The organism is Campylobacterota bacterium (genome assembly GCA_040752835.1).
GTDB lineage: Bacteria > Campylobacterota > Campylobacteria > Campylobacterales > Sulfurimonadaceae > Sulfuricurvum.
The window spans coordinates 25,183-42,295 of sequence record JBFMGG010000003.1 but is presented as its reverse complement, the minus strand read 5'-3'; the positions used below and the strand labels follow the sequence as shown (position 1 = coordinate 42,295).

At 54.6% G+C, this 17,113-nt stretch carries 16 protein-coding genes; 13 read left to right on the top strand and 3 right to left on the bottom strand.

From position 1 onward, the window contains the following. Positions 1-79: 79 nt before the first annotated feature. Positions 80-1,162 carry a class II fructose-bisphosphate aldolase gene (fbaA, locus tag AB1763_00420; protein MEW5831285.1) on the bottom strand — a complete coding sequence of 361 codons (1,083 nt, stop codon included), beginning with the start codon at positions 1,160-1,162 and terminating at the stop codon, positions 80-82. Between the two features lie 49 nt (positions 1,163-1,211). On the opposite strand from fbaA, the gene AB1763_00415 reads away from it, so the two are divergent. Both AB1763_00415 and AB1763_00410 read left to right on the top strand, forming a co-directional pair. Further along, positions 1,212-2,621: a M23 family metallopeptidase gene (locus tag AB1763_00415; protein ID MEW5831284.1), complete on the top strand. Its 1,410-nt coding sequence runs from the start codon at positions 1,212-1,214 to the stop codon at positions 2,619-2,621. Positions 2,622-2,650: 29 nt separating this feature from the next. Beyond that, positions 2,651-4,237, top strand: a complete 1,587-nt coding sequence (locus AB1763_00410) for a methyl-accepting chemotaxis protein (protein ID MEW5831283.1) — start codon at positions 2,651-2,653, stop codon at positions 4,235-4,237. Here the strand turns inward: AB1763_00410 and AB1763_00405 are convergent. Beyond that, entirely contained in the window at positions 4,227-4,535 is a 309-nt protein-coding gene (locus AB1763_00405) for a cupin domain-containing protein (protein MEW5831282.1), read from the bottom strand. The genes AB1763_00410 and AB1763_00405 overlap by 11 nt on opposite strands. Positions 4,536-4,600: 65 nt before the next feature. On the opposite strand from AB1763_00405, the gene AB1763_00400 reads away from it, so the two are divergent. The 11 genes from AB1763_00400 (at position 4,601) to AB1763_00350 (ending at position 16,603) form a co-directional block, all read left to right on the top strand. Next, positions 4,601-5,116, top strand: a complete 516-nt coding sequence (locus tag AB1763_00400; protein ID MEW5831281.1) for a shikimate kinase — start codon at positions 4,601-4,603, stop codon at positions 5,114-5,116. After that, on the top strand, positions 5,109-5,522 hold the full coding sequence (locus AB1763_00395) for a thioredoxin family protein (protein MEW5831280.1): 414 nt from the start codon (positions 5,109-5,111) through the stop codon (positions 5,520-5,522). The genes AB1763_00400 and AB1763_00395 overlap by 8 nt, the downstream gene beginning before the upstream one ends. A 9-nt stretch (positions 5,523-5,531) precedes the next feature. After that, the gene (gene hisD, locus AB1763_00390; GenBank protein ID MEW5831279.1) at positions 5,532-6,824 is read left to right on the top strand and encodes a histidinol dehydrogenase; all 1,293 of its coding nucleotides are present in this window, start codon (positions 5,532-5,534) and stop codon (positions 6,822-6,824) included. A gap of 243 nt (positions 6,825-7,067) precedes the next feature. Continuing rightward, a complete protein-coding gene (locus AB1763_00385; GenBank protein ID MEW5831278.1) occupies positions 7,068-7,703 on the top strand; it encodes a 4Fe-4S dicluster domain-containing protein in 636 nt (211 codons plus the stop codon). Further along, positions 7,703-8,602, top strand: coding sequence for an NrfD/PsrC family molybdoenzyme membrane anchor subunit (nrfD, locus tag AB1763_00380; protein ID MEW5831277.1), 900 nt, complete (start codon positions 7,703-7,705; stop codon positions 8,600-8,602). Before AB1763_00385 ends, nrfD begins: the two co-directional genes overlap by 1 nt. Before the next feature lie 16 nt (positions 8,603-8,618). Further along, a complete protein-coding gene (locus AB1763_00375; GenBank protein MEW5831276.1) occupies positions 8,619-12,008 on the top strand; it encodes a molybdopterin-dependent oxidoreductase in 3,390 nt (1,129 codons plus the stop codon). Positions 12,009-12,115: 107 nt separating this feature from the next. Next, the gene (locus AB1763_00370; GenBank protein MEW5831275.1) at positions 12,116-12,733 is read left to right on the top strand and encodes a molecular chaperone TorD family protein; all 618 of its coding nucleotides are present in this window, start codon (positions 12,116-12,118) and stop codon (positions 12,731-12,733) included. Position 12,734: 1 nt separating this feature from the next. After that, on the top strand, positions 12,735-13,838 hold the full coding sequence (locus AB1763_00365; protein ID MEW5831274.1) for a 4Fe-4S binding protein: 1,104 nt from the start codon (positions 12,735-12,737) through the stop codon (positions 13,836-13,838). Next, on the top strand, positions 13,835-14,275 hold the full coding sequence (locus tag AB1763_00360; protein ID MEW5831273.1) for a hypothetical protein: 441 nt from the start codon (positions 13,835-13,837) through the stop codon (positions 14,273-14,275). Before AB1763_00365 ends, AB1763_00360 begins: the two co-directional genes overlap by 4 nt. Continuing rightward, positions 14,272-14,763: a hypothetical protein gene (locus tag AB1763_00355; GenBank protein MEW5831272.1), complete on the top strand. Its 492-nt coding sequence runs from the start codon at positions 14,272-14,274 to the stop codon at positions 14,761-14,763. The genes AB1763_00360 and AB1763_00355 overlap by 4 nt, the downstream gene beginning before the upstream one ends. Before the next feature lie 31 nt (positions 14,764-14,794). After that, positions 14,795-16,603 carry a diguanylate cyclase gene (locus tag AB1763_00350; protein ID MEW5831271.1) on the top strand — a complete coding sequence of 603 codons (1,809 nt, stop codon included), beginning with the start codon at positions 14,795-14,797 and terminating at the stop codon, positions 16,601-16,603. On the opposite strand, the gene AB1763_00345 is transcribed toward AB1763_00350, so the two are convergent. Beyond that, positions 16,596-17,108, bottom strand: coding sequence for a phosphatidylglycerophosphatase A (locus tag AB1763_00345; protein MEW5831270.1), 513 nt, complete (start codon positions 17,106-17,108; stop codon positions 16,596-16,598). The genes AB1763_00350 and AB1763_00345 overlap by 8 nt on opposite strands. Between the last annotated feature and the right edge of the window lie 5 nt (positions 17,109-17,113).

The following is a 17,113-nucleotide window of genomic DNA, read 5'->3' as shown; positions in this document are numbered from 1 at the left end:
ATCGATTGAATTATGCGGGAAACATTTCTATCCCGGAAGCGGCGAAGATCCAACCTCTCCGCCCAGAAGCGGAGGAACGTTAGTTGCGGTCGATCGCGTTGAGGTCGCTGAATGCTTGTTTGACCCGTTCGACAAGGGTTTTCTGGCCGTCGCGGAGCCATTTGCGCGGGTCGTAGTATTTTTTGTTCGGTTTGTCTTCACCCTCAGGGTTTCCGATCTGTCCCTGGAGGTAGTCTTTGTACTTTTCATAGTAGTTTTTGACCCCTTCCCAGGTGGCCCACTGGGTGTCGGTGTCGATGTTCATTTTGATGACGCCGTAGCTGATTGCTTCGCGGATCTCTTCGAGGGTTGAACCCGAACCGCCGTGGAAGACGAAATCGACCGGTTTGTTTGAAGCGGTGTGGAATTTTTCCTTGATGTATTTTTGCGAGTTGTCGAGGATGATGGGGGTTAGGACGACGTTTCCGGGCTTGTATACCCCGTGGACGTTACCGAAAGAGGCGGCAACGGTGAAACGTTTGCTCACGGCGCTCAGTTTTTCGTACGCGTACGCCACGTCTTCGGGTTGGGTATAGAGAAGGGCGTTGTCGATGTTGGTGTTGTCGACGCCGTCTTCTTCACCCCCGGTAACGCCCAGCTCGATTTCGAGGGTCATGCCGATTTTGTCCATCCGCTTGAGATAAAGGGCACACGTTGCGACGTTTTCTTCGAGGCTCTCTTCGGAAAGATCGAGCATGTGGGAGCTGAAAAGAGGTTTGCCGTACTGGGCGTAGTGTTTCTCCCCCGCATCCAAAAGGGCATCGATCCACGGGAGCAGTTCGCGCGACGCGTGGTCGGTATGGAGAATGACGGGAATGCCGTAGGCTTCGGCCATCATGTGCACGTGCATCGCACCGCTGATCGCTCCCGCAATCGCCGCTTTTTCATTGTCGTTGCTCAGACCTTTCCCCGCGTAATAGCTCGCTCCCCCGTTGGAGAACTGGATGATGACGGGGGAATTGACCAGCTTGGCCGCTTCGAGGACGCCGTTGATCGAATCGGTTCCGACGACGTTGACCGCCGGGAGGGCGAACCCTTCTTCTTTGGCGATTTCGAAAAGTTTCTGGACATCGTCGCCGAACACGACGCCCGGCTTGATCACTTCTAAAATACGTTTGGACATGCCTTGACCTCACAGTTAAAATAGACGATATTATAGCCTCAGAGCAATAATGATACAATTAATCAAAAAGCAAAAGGGCGGTGTCGGCGTGCGGACGGTTCTGATGGTGTTGTTTTCGTTCGTTCTGGCTGCCGGAAACGGCGATACGCTTCCCTATTACACCCTTGCCGGGCCGCTGGAGAAAAACGCGGAGTCGGTCGAACGGTTGAGCCGAAAAGCGGTGATGGAACAAGAGAGCGCTTCGTTGCGGCAGTTTGTCGAAAAAATCCGCTCGACCCTGGCGGAGGGTTCCCGAATCGCCCGTCTACCGCAACCTGAAAAGGAGCGTCTTGCCGCATATCTGCGGGAATTGAGAGAGCTTGCCCGCAGCAAGGAATCGATCGACTCCCTCTACCGAAAGTCGCTGCTGCGCGCGATGGAGAGCGAAGACAAGAACGGTTTCGAACAGCTGGTTTCGATCCCTCTCGAGCCGCTCCACCATCCCCGCATCCGTTCCGAAGCGATAGCGTTTTACGATCGGAACTATCCGAAAAAATCGCTTCCTCCCCTCGAAAAGCTCAAAGAAGAAGAAGCTCTGGAAAACCGGAGCATTCAGATGGCCCTGGAGCAGGAACAGGCATACGAAGAGCATCTGAAGATTCTCAAACGCTCCGAGGCGGCCGCCGTCAAAAAAACGGCCCAAATCGGATCGCGTAACAGCGTTATCCTCAGTGCCGAATCCGACGGGAAGGGGGGATTCGAATTCGAAGCCGAAAATCTTAATCCCTACACGGTAACGCTGAACATCGATTTTGCTTCGATCGAGAATCTCAAGCCCTCCTCGAAAATCCCTTTTTTCATCGAAATCCCCGGAAACAGCCGGAAAAAAGTACTTGCCCTCGCGCGACTTTCTGCCGCGCAGGGAGTCAATTACCGTGCGGCATACGGGTGGGTGCGGGGTTCGGCGTTCGCCGTTCATGACGACCATTACCGTTACGCGCTCCCTTTTGCGAAAGGGTCGAACATCGTTGTTTCGCAAGGGTACCACGGCGGGATCACTCACAAGGGGCTTTCGGCCTACGCGATCGATTTTCCCGTTCCCATAGGGACGCCGATTCATGCCGCCCGGGAGGGAACGGTCGTGGGTGCCGAAGGATCGCACGACAGGGGAGGATTGAGTCCCGATTTTCGCCAGTACGCCAATTACGTGATCATCGAGCACAGCGACGGGACGATGGCCAATTATTACCACCTGAAGCGGGGGGGAGCGGCCGTGCGCATCGGGCAGAAAGTGGCGCAGGGAGACCTGATCGGCTATTCGGGCAACACCGGCTACAGCAGCGGGCCGCATCTGCATTTTAGCATCAGCAAAGTCGACCCGGTGACGATGCGCCGCCCGATGAACCTTCCGGTAAAAATTCAAACCCGAGAAGGAATTGTGACTTTGCCACAAAAAGGGGACAGATATACGGTACAATAAACGCATGAGAATCACACTATGGGGTACGTATGCTTAAAACCGTCAAGTCCAAAATCATCTTTTCGACGCTTCTGTTCAGTTTTATGGGGTTGGGTGCCATTTATTGGTACCTGACGACGACGTTTCACGATTTTTCGAACGAAACGGCAAAACGTTCGCTGAACATGTTGAGCCAGTCGATTTTCCAGACCCTGTCGCAAAGCATGCTCGCGGGTGATCCCAAAGTCGTGGAAGAGGCGATCAAGAACGCACAGACGATCGAAGGGATCGAAAAACTCAAAGTCGAGAAATCGCAGGCCGTCATCGATCTGTTCGGGCTCGATGCCAAATTCACGAATGAGCCGATGGTCAAGGAGATATTCAAAAACAAACAGCCGGTCGTGACCGAAAACACGAACGGTTCGCATACCATCCGCCTTCTGCAGCCGCTTGTCGCCGAGGAACGGTGTCTGGCGTGCCATACCAATATCCAAAGCGGGGACGTGCTGGGGGTCATGGATCTGGTTATTTCGCTCGAGAAAAACGATGCGGAGATCAGCAAGACCGAAACGATCCTCCTCATCGCGCTGGGGATCGTCGTGATTACGTTCGTCTCGGTACTGAATATCTTTTTCGGGAAAGAGGTTCTTAATCCGCTCGAAGGGCTGCGAAACCGGATCGGATCGCTGGTCAGCGGCGACAAAGACCTCACCAAGCGGCTGGAAGTGACCAAAGAAGACGAGTTTTCCGAAGCGGCCCTTGCGGTGAACCGTTTCGTAGGGATGGTACAGGAGACCGTGAACGAGGTCAAGGAACTCGGACGTCAAAACTCGACGATCGCCACGACCATCACCGACGCTACCCGCAAAATTTCGGCCGGTGTGGAACAAGAGCGCCAAATCGTCGAGGCGACTACCCAAAAAAGCCATTCGATCAAAGAGATCCTCTCGGGTGCCATCGCCATCTCCGAACAGACACAGAAAAACGTCGCCAACGCCAACGAAGAGCTGGTGACCGCCAAAGATGCCCTGTACAAACTCGTCAGCGAAGTGGACGGTTACATCGAAACGGAACACGACATGGCGTCGCAGTTGATCTCGTTGCGCCAGGATGCCGACCAGGTCAAAAACGTTCTGGGCGTCATCAAGGACATCGCGGACCAGACAAACCTCCTTGCGCTTAACGCCGCGATCGAAGCGGCACGGGCTGGGGAACACGGGCGCGGGTTTGCCGTCGTTGCCGATGAGGTGCGCAAGCTGGCCGAACGGACCCAGAAAAGCCTCACCGAAATCGAGATCAGCGTCGGTACGATCGTTCAGGCGATCAACGACGTCAGCGACAAAATGGGCGAAAATGCCAAAAACATGAATGAACTGACCGCGATTTCCAATGAAGTCGAAGAGAAAATCTCGGCAACGTCCGGAGAAATGGAGCGCTCCGTCGCCGTGGCGCAGCGTTCGTACAACGACTCGATCGAGGTGGTCGGTCACATCGAGTGGATCATCGAGAAAATTTCGCAGATCAACGTCGTTTCCGAAAACAACCGCCACAGTGTCGAACAGATCGAAAACGACTCCCGTCAGCTCCTCGAAGTGGCGCAGTCACTTTCGGCGCGCATCAACGAATTCAAGAGCTGAAGACACCGATCCAATAGGTGTCTTGGGCCGTCGACAACACCCGGTGCGGGGTACGGGCGGGGATCAGGAGATGGTCTCCCCCCCGCAGCCGCAGCACCTCGCCCGCAATCTCGAGCATCGCTTCCCCGCAAACGAGCATTACCCATTCGTTTTCTACCTGATCGTACCATTCGCCGGGCGTTTTAAGACGGGAGCGTATCGCTTCGATCCGAAGACCGGAGGTTTCGAACACAGGGGTAAACACTTCGCCGTTTTCGGGCGGCACGGGCCCTTCAAAAAGATTGGACGGACGTATCAAGAAACACTCCTAAGTTAATGCGTGATATGATTTCGCTATTATAAGCCATAGAATAAAGACGGAAGATGAAAAATATTGTACTGATCGGTTTTATGGGAGTGGGCAAAGGCTCGGTCGCACGCGAGATCGTCAAACTCTCCGATATGATCGCCCTTGATACGGACGATATTATCGAAAGCATGGAAAACCGTAAAATCAAAAAAATCTTCGCCGAGGAAGGGGAAGAGTATTTTCGCGCCCTCGAGCGTAAAGTGGCCCTGTGGCTTCAAAAAGAGGTGCGAAGTACCCTGATTTCGACGGGCGGGGGATTTTTTAAAGTGCCCAATCTCTCGAAAATCGGGACGGTGGTCTATCTGTACGCTCCGTTCGAGACGATTTACGGCCGTATCCTCGAACACCCCAACGCGGAAAAGAAACTGCGCAAACGCCCGTTGTTCCAGGATATCGAGAAAGCCAAAAAGCTCTACGAAGAGCGTTCGCCGCTGTACAAAAAAGCGGCCGATATCGTGATCGACGTGAGCGAAAAAGAGATCCCCCAGATCGCCAAGGAAATTCTCAAAAAGGTGAAAAAAGATGATTAAGATCGTAGCGGCGCTTTTACTGGGTTCGGCGGTATTGTTCGGCGGTGAGATCAAATGGGAAAAAGACCTTTCCGGCGCCATTGAACGCGCCGCGAAAGAGAAAAAACCCCTGATGGTCGTGGTGACAAAGTACGGGTGCAAATGGTGCGACGTGTTGAAAAAAGAGACCCTGAAAAACCCCAAAGTTTCAGCGATTGTGAACCGTGATTTTGTCGCGTACGAAGGGGTGATGGAAGAGGGCGGAGTCCCGCAGTCGCTCATGACCCCCGGTACCCCCGCGACATGGTTTATCAAAGGGAAAACCCCGATGTTCGAACCGGTTATGGGGGCGGTGGGCGTCGAAGATTTTCTGTACGCGCTCGACACCGTCAAAAAAGAGTACGCCGCTCCGGCATCAAAAAAATAAAGGATAGCAATGACCCTTATCAACGCAAACGATTCGACGTTCCCCGCCGTCTTCGAGGAACTCCTGGGACGGGGTAAAATGGACATGGAGCACGTCTCTTCGATCGTGAAGGGGCTGATCGACGAGATCCGCTCGGACAATGACGATGCCCTGATCCGTCACATCGCCAAATTCGACCGCTGGACCCCCAAAAGCGGGGAAGAGCTGCGGATCGATCCCGCCGACATGAAAAAAGCGTACGATGCCCTCGACGCCGATCTCAAAGCGTCGCTCCACCTCGCGTACGACCGTATTCGCGCCTACCATGAAAAGCAGCTCCCCAAGAGCTGGTTCGATACCGAAGCCAACGGAACGATCCTGGGGCAGAAAGTGACGCCGGTCGATCGTGCGGGGCTCTATATCCCCGGCGGCAAAGCGGCCTATCCGAGCTCGCTGCTCATGAACGTCATCCCCGCTCAGGTCGCGGGGGTGGAGCAGATCGTCGTCGCGACGCCCACCCCGGACAACGAGCCCAACGAGCTGCTCCTCGCCGCCTGCCATTTGTGCGGCGTGAACCAGGTATTCAAAGTCGGAGGGGCCAGCGCGATCGCGGCGATGGCGTACGGAACCCGAACGATTCCCAAAGTCGACGTCATCACGGGGCCGGGGAATATTTTCGTCGCGACGGCCAAAAAGATGGTCTTCGGCGAAGTGAACATCGACATGATCGCAGGCCCCAGCGAGATCGGGGTATTGGCCGACGATTCGGCTAATCCGAACCACATCGCGATCGACTTGCTATCACAGGCCGAACACGACGAAATGGCCAGTTCGATTTTGATCACCCCTTCCCGTGCGTTTGCCGACGCCTGCGCCGCGGAAATCGAAAGTTGGTTGTCCAAGCTCCCGCGTGAGGAGATCGCACGCAAATCAATCGATGAACGTGCGGCGATCATTGTGACCGAAACGATGGAAGAGGCGGTTAAGCTGATGAACGAGATCGCCCCGGAACACCTCGAAGTCTCAACCGACAACCCTTTCGCGCTTCTCCCCTCCATCAAGCATGCGGGGGCGATTTTCCTGGGACACTATACCCCCGAAGCGATCGGCGACTACGTTGCGGGTCCCAACCACACTCTTCCCACGGGAGGAACCGCAAGGTTCTACTCTCCGCTGGGAGTCGAGAACTTTATGAAAAAATCGTCCATCATCGCGTTTTCGCGCGCCGCGATCAACGAAATCGGGGGTGCGTGCGCCCTGATCGCCCATACCGAAGGGCTCGGAGCACACGAAGCATCGGTCCGCGTCCGTTTGGACGATTGATCAAAAAAACTGCACATAATCTTCAATAAAATTTCCCTTCCCGCGGGGGAATCCCGTTTGGTTACACATATCAAAAAGTTATAGCAAAATCCCGGACCCATTTAGTTTCGGTTAAAGCAACTTTGGCTACCATCAACCCAGCAGTAATGCCGTCAAATGCCTGTAATCACGGCATATTATAAATGTTATTCGCTCAGGTAATGATGCGGACGACAGGACGTGAATCAGGAATAAGGAGAATATATGCAATTGGGTTTCTTGGTAGACCTTCGCCTCTGTATGGGTTGTAAGGGCTGTGAGATCGCCTGTAAAGTGGAAAACGAAGTTCCGCTCTCTACATGGCGCCTCCGTGTTAAATATGTCGACGTAGGGACCTTCCCCGAAACAAAACGGACGTTTACGCCGCTTCGCTGTAACCACTGTGCCAACGCACCGTGTGAACGCATCTGTCCGGTCAGTGCGCTGCACTACCTCGAAAACGGCATCGTCAATATCGACAAAGAGCGTTGTATCGGCTGTGCCGGATGTGTTATGGCGTGTCCGTACGGTGCGATTTACATCGATCCGCAAACCCAAACTGCCGACAAATGTACTTACTGTGCCCACCGTATCGCCAGCGCAATGATGCCGGCGTGTGTCGTCGCATGCCCGGTCGAAGCGAACATTTTCGGAGACCTCGACGATCCGACCTCGAACATCAGCAAATACATCCAGTCGCATCAGGGCAACGTACAGGTGCGTAAGCCTGAGCGCGGAACGTTCCCGCACCACTACTACGTCGGCGGCGGCAATGTGACGCTCAATCCTCTGGCGTCGGTACGCGAAGAGGGGCATAACCTCTTCAACAACATCACACATCTTCCCGTCGGAGGGCACTAATGGTACATGAAACAATTGCAGCGACCAATGCGGTCGTAGTTCTTGACGTGGCCCTTCCCGGTATCGTGTGGGGCTGGATCATCACGATGAACATGTGGGCGAAAAGTATCGGTACCGGTATTATTTTCCTTGCGTTTTACCTGTTGAAAAAACACCCGGAGCAGACAGGGTTCATCCGTTTCCCGGTAGTGGCGATTTCGATCGTCTTTATCCATATCTTCCTGTTCTTTACGGTGATCGACCTGCACCAGATGTTCCGCTTCTGGCACATCTTTTTCTACCCGCACCTTACGTCGGCGATTACGATCGGCGCATGGATGGCGACAGGTTTCGTCGGGTTGCTTTTCGGTATGGCGTACGCGATCTATCTGAAAAAAGACGAAGCGCTCTACGACAAACTGCTCGGATGGACAACCCTTCTGGCGGTTCCCGTCACCCTGTATACCGCGGGTCTGATGGCACAGTCGACGGCGCGTGAAATCTGGCAGATGCCGACTGAGTCGGCGCAGATGATCCTCGCCGCGTTGCTGGCGGGATCGGCAACGATGCTGCTGCTGGGCGGAAACAAGTTTTCCGACGCGATCAAAAAAGATCTCGCCGTTGTCCTGGGACTCAGCGCCGCGGCAGCGTTTATCCTTTACATGGCCGAACTGATTTTCGGACCGATGAAAGCCGAAGAGGTCGCTGCGGTGCTCCATTACGTCAAAGGCGGCGAGTACACCGTAATGTTCTGGATCGGGCAGGTGATGGCATTCATCGTACCGATGGTACTCGTATGCCTGAGCATTAAAAACCAGTCGTATTATCTGTTGAAAATCGCTGCCGTATCGGCATTGATCGGATTGTGGGTCAGCAAACACGTTTGGCTGGTTATCCCCCAATTGTTACCAATGAGCTAAAGAGGGTCAAATTATGATGTATTTGGAAAGTAGAAGAACATTTTTAAAAGGCGCCGCGTTAACCGTAACGGGCGCCGCGATCGCGAAAGGGGTGTTTACCGCCGACGCGGTCGCCGAATCGGTCGAAAAGAGCAAATTTACCAATACGCCGGACAGCCTCTCGTTCTATCCGCCGCTGGATCAGTGGAACCATTTCCAGGAGCTTGACGGCGTCGACTGGAAACGGGGCGGTATCGACCGCCACGGCGTTCAGAGCGAAGAGAACCCCGAAGGTATCTACGTCAACGATTACATGATCGTCCCTACGGCGTGTTCGAACTGTGAAGCTTCGTGCGGTCTGACGGCATGGATCGACAAAAAGACTTTTGTCGTCAAAAAATACATGGGTAACCCGCTCCACCCGGCATCACGCGGACGTAACTGCGGTAAAGGGTACGCGGTTCAGTCGCAGATGTACGATCCCGACCGTATCCCGTTCCCGCTCAAACGTGCTCCGGGTTCCAAGCGCGGAGAAGGTAAATGGATCCGTACGACTTGGGACGAAGCGATGACCACCATCGGTAAAAAAATGGGAGACACCCTCCGCAAAGGGGACGACCTCTCGCGCAAATCGGTGATGTACCACGTCGGGCGCCCGAACGAAAACGGTTTCGTTCCGCAGGTTTGGGAAACGCTCGGGGTTGACTCGTACAATTCCCACACGAACATCTGTTCATCCAACGGCCGTACACCGACGATCCAGTGGGCGAACGACGACCGTACGAGCCCCGACTGGGCGAACGCCAAACTGATTTTCCTCAACTCGTCGCACGCAGCGGATGCGGGACACTATTTTGCGCAGTCTGCGGCTTTTATCGCCGACGCACGCAAAAAAGGTGCGAAAATGGTCGTTATGGACCCGCGTATGTCGAACTCGGCGGGGATGGCGGACCTTTGGATCGCGGCATGGCCGGGAACCGAGCCCGTTGTTTACCTTTATCTGGTCAACCGCATCCTCCAGGAAGGGAAAGCCGATAAAAAATTCGTCAAAAAATGGTTCAACTGGGACGTTCTGATGAACGACGACCGCCAGCTGAGCCTGATGGTCGAAAAAGGGTATATCTCTAAATTACCGGCGGACAAAAGCTTCGAAAGCTACATGGAGTTGATGAAAGAGCTTTACTCTCCGTATACGCTTGAATTTGCGGTCAAAGAGACCCATGTACCGGCGTACAAACTCGAGAAACTCTACGAAATGTTCATCTGGGCCGGAGACGCGATTTCGACGTACATCTGGCGTGCGACCGCAGCGGGGAACCGCGGCGGATGGATGAGCGGACGGGCGGCGTATCTGGCGATCGCCCTGCGCGGCGGTATCGGAACGGAAGGGGGAACTTTCTTCCACCACTGGCACGTTATCTCTGTTTCGGGCAAGGGCGGAAGCGCAACCGTCGGACAGGGTGTCGCGGGTGCGGACGTACCGAAGGTCAAAGTGTGGAACGAACTGACATGGCCGCCGGAATGGCCTTTGTCGACGTACGAACTCTCTTACCTGCTGCCGCACCTTTTGAGCGATAAAGAGTGGCAGAAAAAATGGAACGACCGCGGATTGAACGTTCCGAGCAAGCTCGCCGTCTATATCCCGCGTATGTACAACCCCGTGTGGATCAACCCGGACGGTTTCCGCTGGATCGAAGTGCTGAAAAACGAAGAGATTATGGAACTCACCATGAACCTCTCTCCGGTATGGTCCGAGTCGAACTGGTACATGGACTATGTTCTCCCCGTCGGTCTGGCAGGCGAACGTCACGACCAGCACTCCGAAGCGACGATGCCGGCACGCTGGACGTCGTTCCGCCAGCCGGTACTGCGTGTAGCGCTCGAAAAATCGGGCTGGAAACCGAAAAATCCGGTCCGTGCGACGCTCGAAGCGCACATCAAAGCCGGATTGGGCGAAGTATGGGAAGAGAACGAGTTCTGGTTTGACCTGTGCGTCAACTACGTCGATCCCGACGGAAGCCTCGGTGTCCGAAAAATGTGGGAATCCAAACGCCATCCGGGCAAACCGGTTACGATTGCCGAGTGGTACGACGCGGCATTCGGGGATAACCTCCCGAAACTCAAAGAGACGGCAACGAACGATCCTCGCTACATGAACGAGGAATTCCCGGTTTATGCCTATCTGCGCGACCACGGTGTCTGGATGGAAGAGGATAAAATCTACCATGCGATGGAACGCGAACTCAAAGTTGAAAACGGCGAAGTAAGCGCTCACGGGCACAAATTCGACGCGGCGTCGATGAGCGTGGGTGCGGGCGGCGTCATCACCGCTGCGGATCACCACGGTCACCGCTCGGCGATCGGGGTCGAAGTCGACGGCAAAAAAGTCGAAGGTTTTGCGACGCTGTCGAAAAAACTCGAGTTCTATTCTCAGTGGTTTGCCGAGTGGAAATGGGCGGAATACGCCGTACCGTTCTATCCGCGTAACGACAAAGAGAAAGCGGAGATGGAGCACATCGTATCGCACGTCAACCACATGTACATGAAAGAAGAAAACGCGTTCGCGTTGAACACCGTTTTCCGTCTGCCGTACAACATTCACACCCGTTCGGCGAACTCCAAACACCTGATGGAGATCAGCCAGAACCACGATCCGATCTGGATCAATACCGTCGACGCGAAACGTCTCGGATTCAAACGCGGTGACGCGATCCGTGTCAAAATCGTCGACACCGTTTCGGGTCTTGAGAGCGGATTCTTCGTTGCGATGGCGGTTCCGACCGAGGGCGTTCTCCCCGGTACTCTCGCATGTTCCCACCACGGCGGACGCTGGAAACTGACCAACGCCGTTGCGGTTCCCAACGGGGTTTCCGACGGTAAGGTCGCTACCGGTACGGCACCGCGCGATTTGAACAACAAAGAGTTCCTCAAAGAGTCTCCGGAAAATGCCGGACGTGCAGGTGCCCAGACGGTCATCGACGATTACGAGGGCACCACCGGTCTGAACAGCTTCGGTGTTCCGGTCGCCGAAGTTCAGATGGACGGAAAAGTCGGAAAACTCAAATACGTCGAAGGGATCAAGCCGTTCGAAACGAAACGTTTCGGTCAGTACAACGCAGACTCCGTCAACGTATGGTGGGACGGTCTTTCGGGCTCATGGCAAAATGCCGTGGCTGCGGCCCATCCGGACCCGGTATCGGGCATGCACTGCTGGCACCACAAGGTTCTCCTCGAACCGGCGCAGGCGGGAGACAAAATCGGGGATATTTTCGTCAACTACGAAAACAATCTCAAAGTCTACCAGGCGTGGCGTGACCAGCTCAGCCGCGGTCTGGATGCGGGATCGACCATCCGTCGTCCACGCCACATTAAACGTCCTTGGGTCCGCCTTGACCCAACCGCGTACGACGTTTCCATCAAAGGCTAAGCCAAACTTCCCCGGAGGCTTCCTCCGGGGAGTAGGCGCCTCTTCTTATGAGCTTTTCAGCCCGATAAGCTAAAATCCCACCAGTATATTTTTAAAGGTAATACCGTATGGATGAAATCATCGCACGAAGCAATATTTACGGACTGTTGTCACGGGTACTTCTCCAAGAGTTGGACGCGCAGACGCTTCAGACGTTTAAAACCGACGAAACGGTTTTGGATTTTCTTCCCCATTGGAAAGAGTGGGAACCGCGTCTGAGTCTCCCAAACCAGCAGCTTTTGGATGAGTATCTCAACCCCGATTTCGTCAACCTCTCGATTCTGCATCTGGTCCCCTACGAGACCTTTTACACCCGCAGTGACCAGATGATCGAAACAGGCGGGGCGAACCCGGTTACCGACATGTACAGCGCGTACGGCTTTATCGTCGATTACGAGATCGCCCGCGTCGTTTCGGCCGACCACATCGGCATCGAATTGGAGTTCATGCACCACCTGTGCGAAGCGCAGAAAAAAGCCCTGGGCGAAGACGATCTTGAGGCGTCGGCGGAGCTGATGAAAATCCAGCACCGATTTTTAAACACCCACTTGCTCAAATGGGCGCCGATGTACCTGATCAACATGAAATACGAAGCACGTACCCCGCTTTATTACGATGCGGCGGAGATGGCGCTCGAATTCATCCTCTCGGACAACGAGATGCTGAGTAAAACCGTTTCGGAATGATATGGGCCTTTTACATCTGACTCCCGCCCGATGCGTTCGCGCCCTCAGCGTCAACTCGGCCTGTAACGGCTGTGCCGAAGTCTGCCCGACGCATGCCGTGTCGCTGGAAGGGCGTCTGCCCGCCATCAACCATTCGCTTTGCGTCGGATGCAACGCGTGCGCTGCCGTCTGCCCGACCGAAGCTCTTGCGTTGGAAGATTTCAGCGCTACCGAGTTTTTCTTTTCGTTTGCCGCCGAGCCGGGGAATACGGTATCGTGCCAGAAGAACGTTCCCTGCCTGGGGGCGCTGAGCGACGAACATCTGATCGCATTGGCCCAACTCAAAAAAAACGTCGTGCTCGATACGGGACATTGCGGGGCGTGCGAAATCGGCGAGGCGATTTTGCGGCGGCTTGAGCAGCGAGTCGAAAACGTCGCCTACCTGCTCGAAGCGGTGGGATCGGAAAACGCGCTCGCCCTTGTACCGCTGGGATACGTCGATGAGACGGAACCTGATCCGGGGGAAGCGCAGCGGCGCGATTTTTTCAGGCATTTCCATCTCAAAGGGATCGCCAAGGTCAAAGCCGATTTTGAAAAAGAAGTGCAGAAATCGACCGACGAATTCGTCGAATGTTCGATCGGGAGCTTCGATACCCAGGGGCTGCGAACCAAAAAAATCACCGACCGTCGGAAACTTTTTTTTACGGCGCTCAAACGAACCGAACGGCCGGAGACGTACCATGTCGTTTCGGCCGACGCGGTGAGTTTCACGTCGCAGAAACTGCTCGACGAAGCCAAATGCACCGCTTGTGAAATGTGCTACCGCGTTTGTCCTACCGGAGCACTCACGTCGGACCTGCGCAACAGCAAAATCGATTTCGACCCGTTTCTGTGCGTCAAATGCCATCTGTGCCACGATGTGTGCGAGAGCGGCGCGATCAGCGTATCGACGTCATACAACCTCAAAGAGTGGTACGAACCCTCCGTACAGAACCTGGTGACGTTTTCGGTCCGACGATGCGACGAATGCAGCGGTCTGTTCAGCTCGGTGGGGGGAGAAAAAATCTGCCGCCGTTGCCGCTTGGAAGAGGAAGAAGCTATGGAATTGTGGGGACTGAAACCATGATGAACAACGACAATTCGATTACGGTTGAGACGAAACTGTTCGGCTACATCGCCGAAAATGCCCACAGCAGCCGCTTTGCGGCCGTGAGTAACAAACTGTTTAAAGAAAACGGTATGAACGCGATGATTATCCCGATGAACATCCGCCCCGATGACGTAACGTTTACCGTTTCGCAGATGCGCTCGTCCAAGCTCAGCGGCGCGGTGATCGCCAACGAGTACCAGGCAGAAGCGTACGCGCTGCTTGACGGTGCGACCGATGCGGCAAAGGCGCAGGGGTATTGCGATCTGATCCGCATCGAAGAGGGGCAGCTGATCGGCGATCTGATCACTCCCACGGCGCTGGAAAAATACGCCGAAGCATTCGACGAAGATGTCGCCCTGATGGCGGCAACCCGTTATTTTTACGATCTAATTACAGAGGAGAAACGACAATGAACCAACACGACCTGAGCGATCTGAGAGCCGAATTCGACCAGTTTATACGCGGAAAGTGCGACAGCGACAGCTGCGATACGACCAAAGAACACGAAGAGGTGGAAGAGCCGGTCCCCGGATTCGTCGATGAACTCGCGGACAAATTGCTGGCCCCCTACCACAGCGGAGTTTACTTTTCGCGTCTGGACATCAAGCGTGTCGCCGAAGCGATCGACGAGTCTCTGCCGATCAAAGAGCGTAAAAAAATGATCAAAGCTCTTTTCCGCCATACGACGTCCAAAGAGTATCTCCGCAGGGCGTTTGACGAGTTTAACCGCCATTTCGGGGGGCGGATCCTCATTTATCAGGAACTTTCGGAAGCTTTTCCCGCGTCCAAGTCGATTTTTGATGAAAATATCAGTAAAATAAAAAAGACACAGGCGATGCTTGATCAGATCGTTCAGGATTTCGAAGAGATCGAACCGACCGACGAACCGATGTTGATCTAAACCGTATAGTGCCAAAAAAGGTGGAGGGCGGATGAATTTCAAGTTACGCGTACAACTGATCATCGCGCTGATCGTCATCGTCGTTTCGGCCACACTGACTTTCTACCATATCTCGCAGGAGAAACAGTTCGCCAAAGAACGGAGCGAACGCTCTTCGGAGAACATCCGCCTTTCGTTCGATTCGATCGTACACGACACCGAACAGCTTTACCGGTTCCGCACCCGCGCCACCCTTGAAACACCCGGCGTGATGGAAGCGATCGGAGCGCGGGATACGCAAACGCTCTACCGCCTCATTCTCCCCCGATACAAAGCTCTGCAGGAAGAGAACCCCTATCTGCACATCATGCAGTTTCATGCCGCCGACGGGCGCTCCATCCTGCGGGTCCACCTGAAAGAGAAATACGGCGACGACATCGCATCACGCCGCCCGATGCTTCAGGAGATCCACCGCGAACACAAAATGGTCACCGGGTTCGAAGGTGGGCTCGGAGGGATCGCATTCCGGGTCATCATGCCGATTTTTGATCAGGGAAAATACATCGGTGCGGTCGAATACGGGGTCGACAGCGGTTACTTCGTCAAAAAGATCAAAGATTCGACCGGGTCGGAGAGTATCGTATTGCTGCACCGCGAATGGCTCGGGGCAGCGGACCGCAAACTCTATTCTCAAGGGATCGACAGCTTTTATTACAGCAGCGTGCTCCCGGAGAAAAAAGAGATCATGCAGCTCTTTGCACAGAAAAATCCGGGACTTCTCCCCCGCACCGTCCGCTACAAACACCGCGAATACGAAGTCACACCGCTGTTTCTCAAAGATACGAAACGCCGTACCTTCGGGATGATCGTGACGATCAACGACGTGACGGGGGCGAATCAGTCGATTTCGGACGCACTGATCGGGAGCCTGCTGGTTACATTGACGATGGTGGCGCTGCTTTGGGGGGTCATCGAATACACCTTCGGCGCCCTGATCGGCAAAGTGGATCTGCAGGAGCGTTACATCAATACGATTCTCGATTCACAGCAAAACATCGTCATCGTCACCGACGGGAAAGAGATCATTTACGCCAACAGGGCCTTTTTCGACTATTTCCGGTTTAAAACCCTGGCCGAATTCAAAAAGGCCTATCAGTGCATCTGCAATTTTTTCGAATCGGAAGAGACCGAACAGTACCTGATGCCGGTGATGGAGGGGATGATCTGGACCGATTATCTGCTGGCGAACGAGAACAAAGAGAATCAGGTGAAAATGACGATCAACGGGGAAACCACGATTTTTCGGGTCAACTCGAAAAAAATGGAATACAAAGGAAACGTCCGCCACGTCGTCGTATTCACCGACATCACACGTCTCAACGAACTGGCGACGCAGGATATTTTGACGGGGCTTGCCAACCGTTTTCAGTTTGATAAGGCGCTGCAGCATTCGATCCATATGTCCAGCCGATACGGAAGAGTTTTTTCGCTGATTCTCGTCGATGTGGACCATTTCAAAGACGTTAACGACCGTTACGGTCACCTAGTGGGCGACGAAGTGCTCAAAGAGCTCTCACGCCTCCTCTCGCAGAGCGTTCGGAAAAGTGATATCGTCGCGCGTTGGGGGGGAGAAGAGCTGGTCGTACTGTTGCCCGACAACGAGCTTGCTTCGGCGTCAAAACTGGCCGAAACGCTTCGCGCACGGATCGAAGCGCACCGTTTCGCACCGCTTGAACGTCTGACCTGCTCGTTCGGCGTCGTGCAATGGCATATCGGGGAGACCTCCGACAGCCTCTTGCACCGTGTCGATGAAAAACTCTATGCCGCGAAAGAGGGGGGAAGAAACCGGGTCGTCAGCTAAAGAGGGGTGTTTTGAGGAGCAGCTGCCAGACGATGGCCGAGCTGATTCCCGCGGCGAAACCGGCGAGAATGTCGTCGCCCATGACGCCCCATCCTCCTTTGGCTTCACGGTCGATACGGCCGATGACCGAAGGTTTTTTAATGTCGTAGAGACGGAAAAAGAGGAACGCGAGTACGATTTGCACCATCAGGCCGTTCTCCCACCGGGCAAGTTCCGGCCACGCGAACGTGGCACCGGGCGCGATGGAAAGAGCCAGCCACATCCCGACGACTTCGTCGATGACGATCCGTTTATCGTCGTGGATACCGCTTTGGGCTTCGTAGGCGTTGATCGCTTTGAGGGCGATGAGGGTGATCAGAAGCGATGCGAGAAAAAGAGTCTGGGAGCCGAAATAGGCGAGAACCGCGACACCGGCGGGCAATGCCGCGAGGGTTCCCGCGGTTCCGGGTGCTTTGGGGAAAAGACCGCTGTAGGCGCCCGTCAGAAAAAACCATCGAAAATTCATACCAC

Excerpts from the sequence above, each read along its gene's own strand:
- fbaA (MEW5831285.1), bottom strand. The coding sequence starts at position 1,162 with ATGTCCAAACGTATTTTAGAAGTGATCAAGCCGGGCGTCGTGTTCGGC.
- AB1763_00415 (MEW5831284.1), top strand. The coding sequence starts at position 1,212 with ATGATACAATTAATCAAAAAGCAAAAGGGCGGTGTCGGCGTGCGGACG.
- AB1763_00410 (MEW5831283.1), top strand. The coding sequence starts at position 2,651 with ATGCTTAAAACCGTCAAGTCCAAAATCATCTTTTCGACGCTTCTGTTC.
- AB1763_00400 (MEW5831281.1), top strand. The coding sequence starts at position 4,601 with ATGAAAAATATTGTACTGATCGGTTTTATGGGAGTGGGCAAAGGCTCG.
- AB1763_00395 (MEW5831280.1), top strand. The coding sequence starts at position 5,109 with ATGATTAAGATCGTAGCGGCGCTTTTACTGGGTTCGGCGGTATTGTTC.
- hisD (MEW5831279.1), top strand. The coding sequence starts at position 5,532 with ATGACCCTTATCAACGCAAACGATTCGACGTTCCCCGCCGTCTTCGAG.
- AB1763_00385 (MEW5831278.1), top strand. The coding sequence starts at position 7,068 with ATGCAATTGGGTTTCTTGGTAGACCTTCGCCTCTGTATGGGTTGTAAG.
- nrfD (MEW5831277.1), top strand. The coding sequence starts at position 7,703 with ATGGTACATGAAACAATTGCAGCGACCAATGCGGTCGTAGTTCTTGAC.
- AB1763_00375 (MEW5831276.1), top strand. The coding sequence starts at position 8,619 with ATGTATTTGGAAAGTAGAAGAACATTTTTAAAAGGCGCCGCGTTAACC.
- AB1763_00370 (MEW5831275.1), top strand. The coding sequence starts at position 12,116 with ATGGATGAAATCATCGCACGAAGCAATATTTACGGACTGTTGTCACGG.
- AB1763_00365 (MEW5831274.1), top strand. The coding sequence starts at position 12,735 with ATGGGCCTTTTACATCTGACTCCCGCCCGATGCGTTCGCGCCCTCAGC.
- AB1763_00360 (MEW5831273.1), top strand. The coding sequence starts at position 13,835 with ATGATGAACAACGACAATTCGATTACGGTTGAGACGAAACTGTTCGGC.
- AB1763_00355 (MEW5831272.1), top strand. The coding sequence starts at position 14,272 with ATGAACCAACACGACCTGAGCGATCTGAGAGCCGAATTCGACCAGTTT.
- AB1763_00350 (MEW5831271.1), top strand. The coding sequence starts at position 14,795 with ATGAATTTCAAGTTACGCGTACAACTGATCATCGCGCTGATCGTCATC.
- AB1763_00345 (MEW5831270.1), bottom strand. The coding sequence starts at position 17,108 with ATGAATTTTCGATGGTTTTTTCTGACGGGCGCCTACAGCGGTCTTTTC.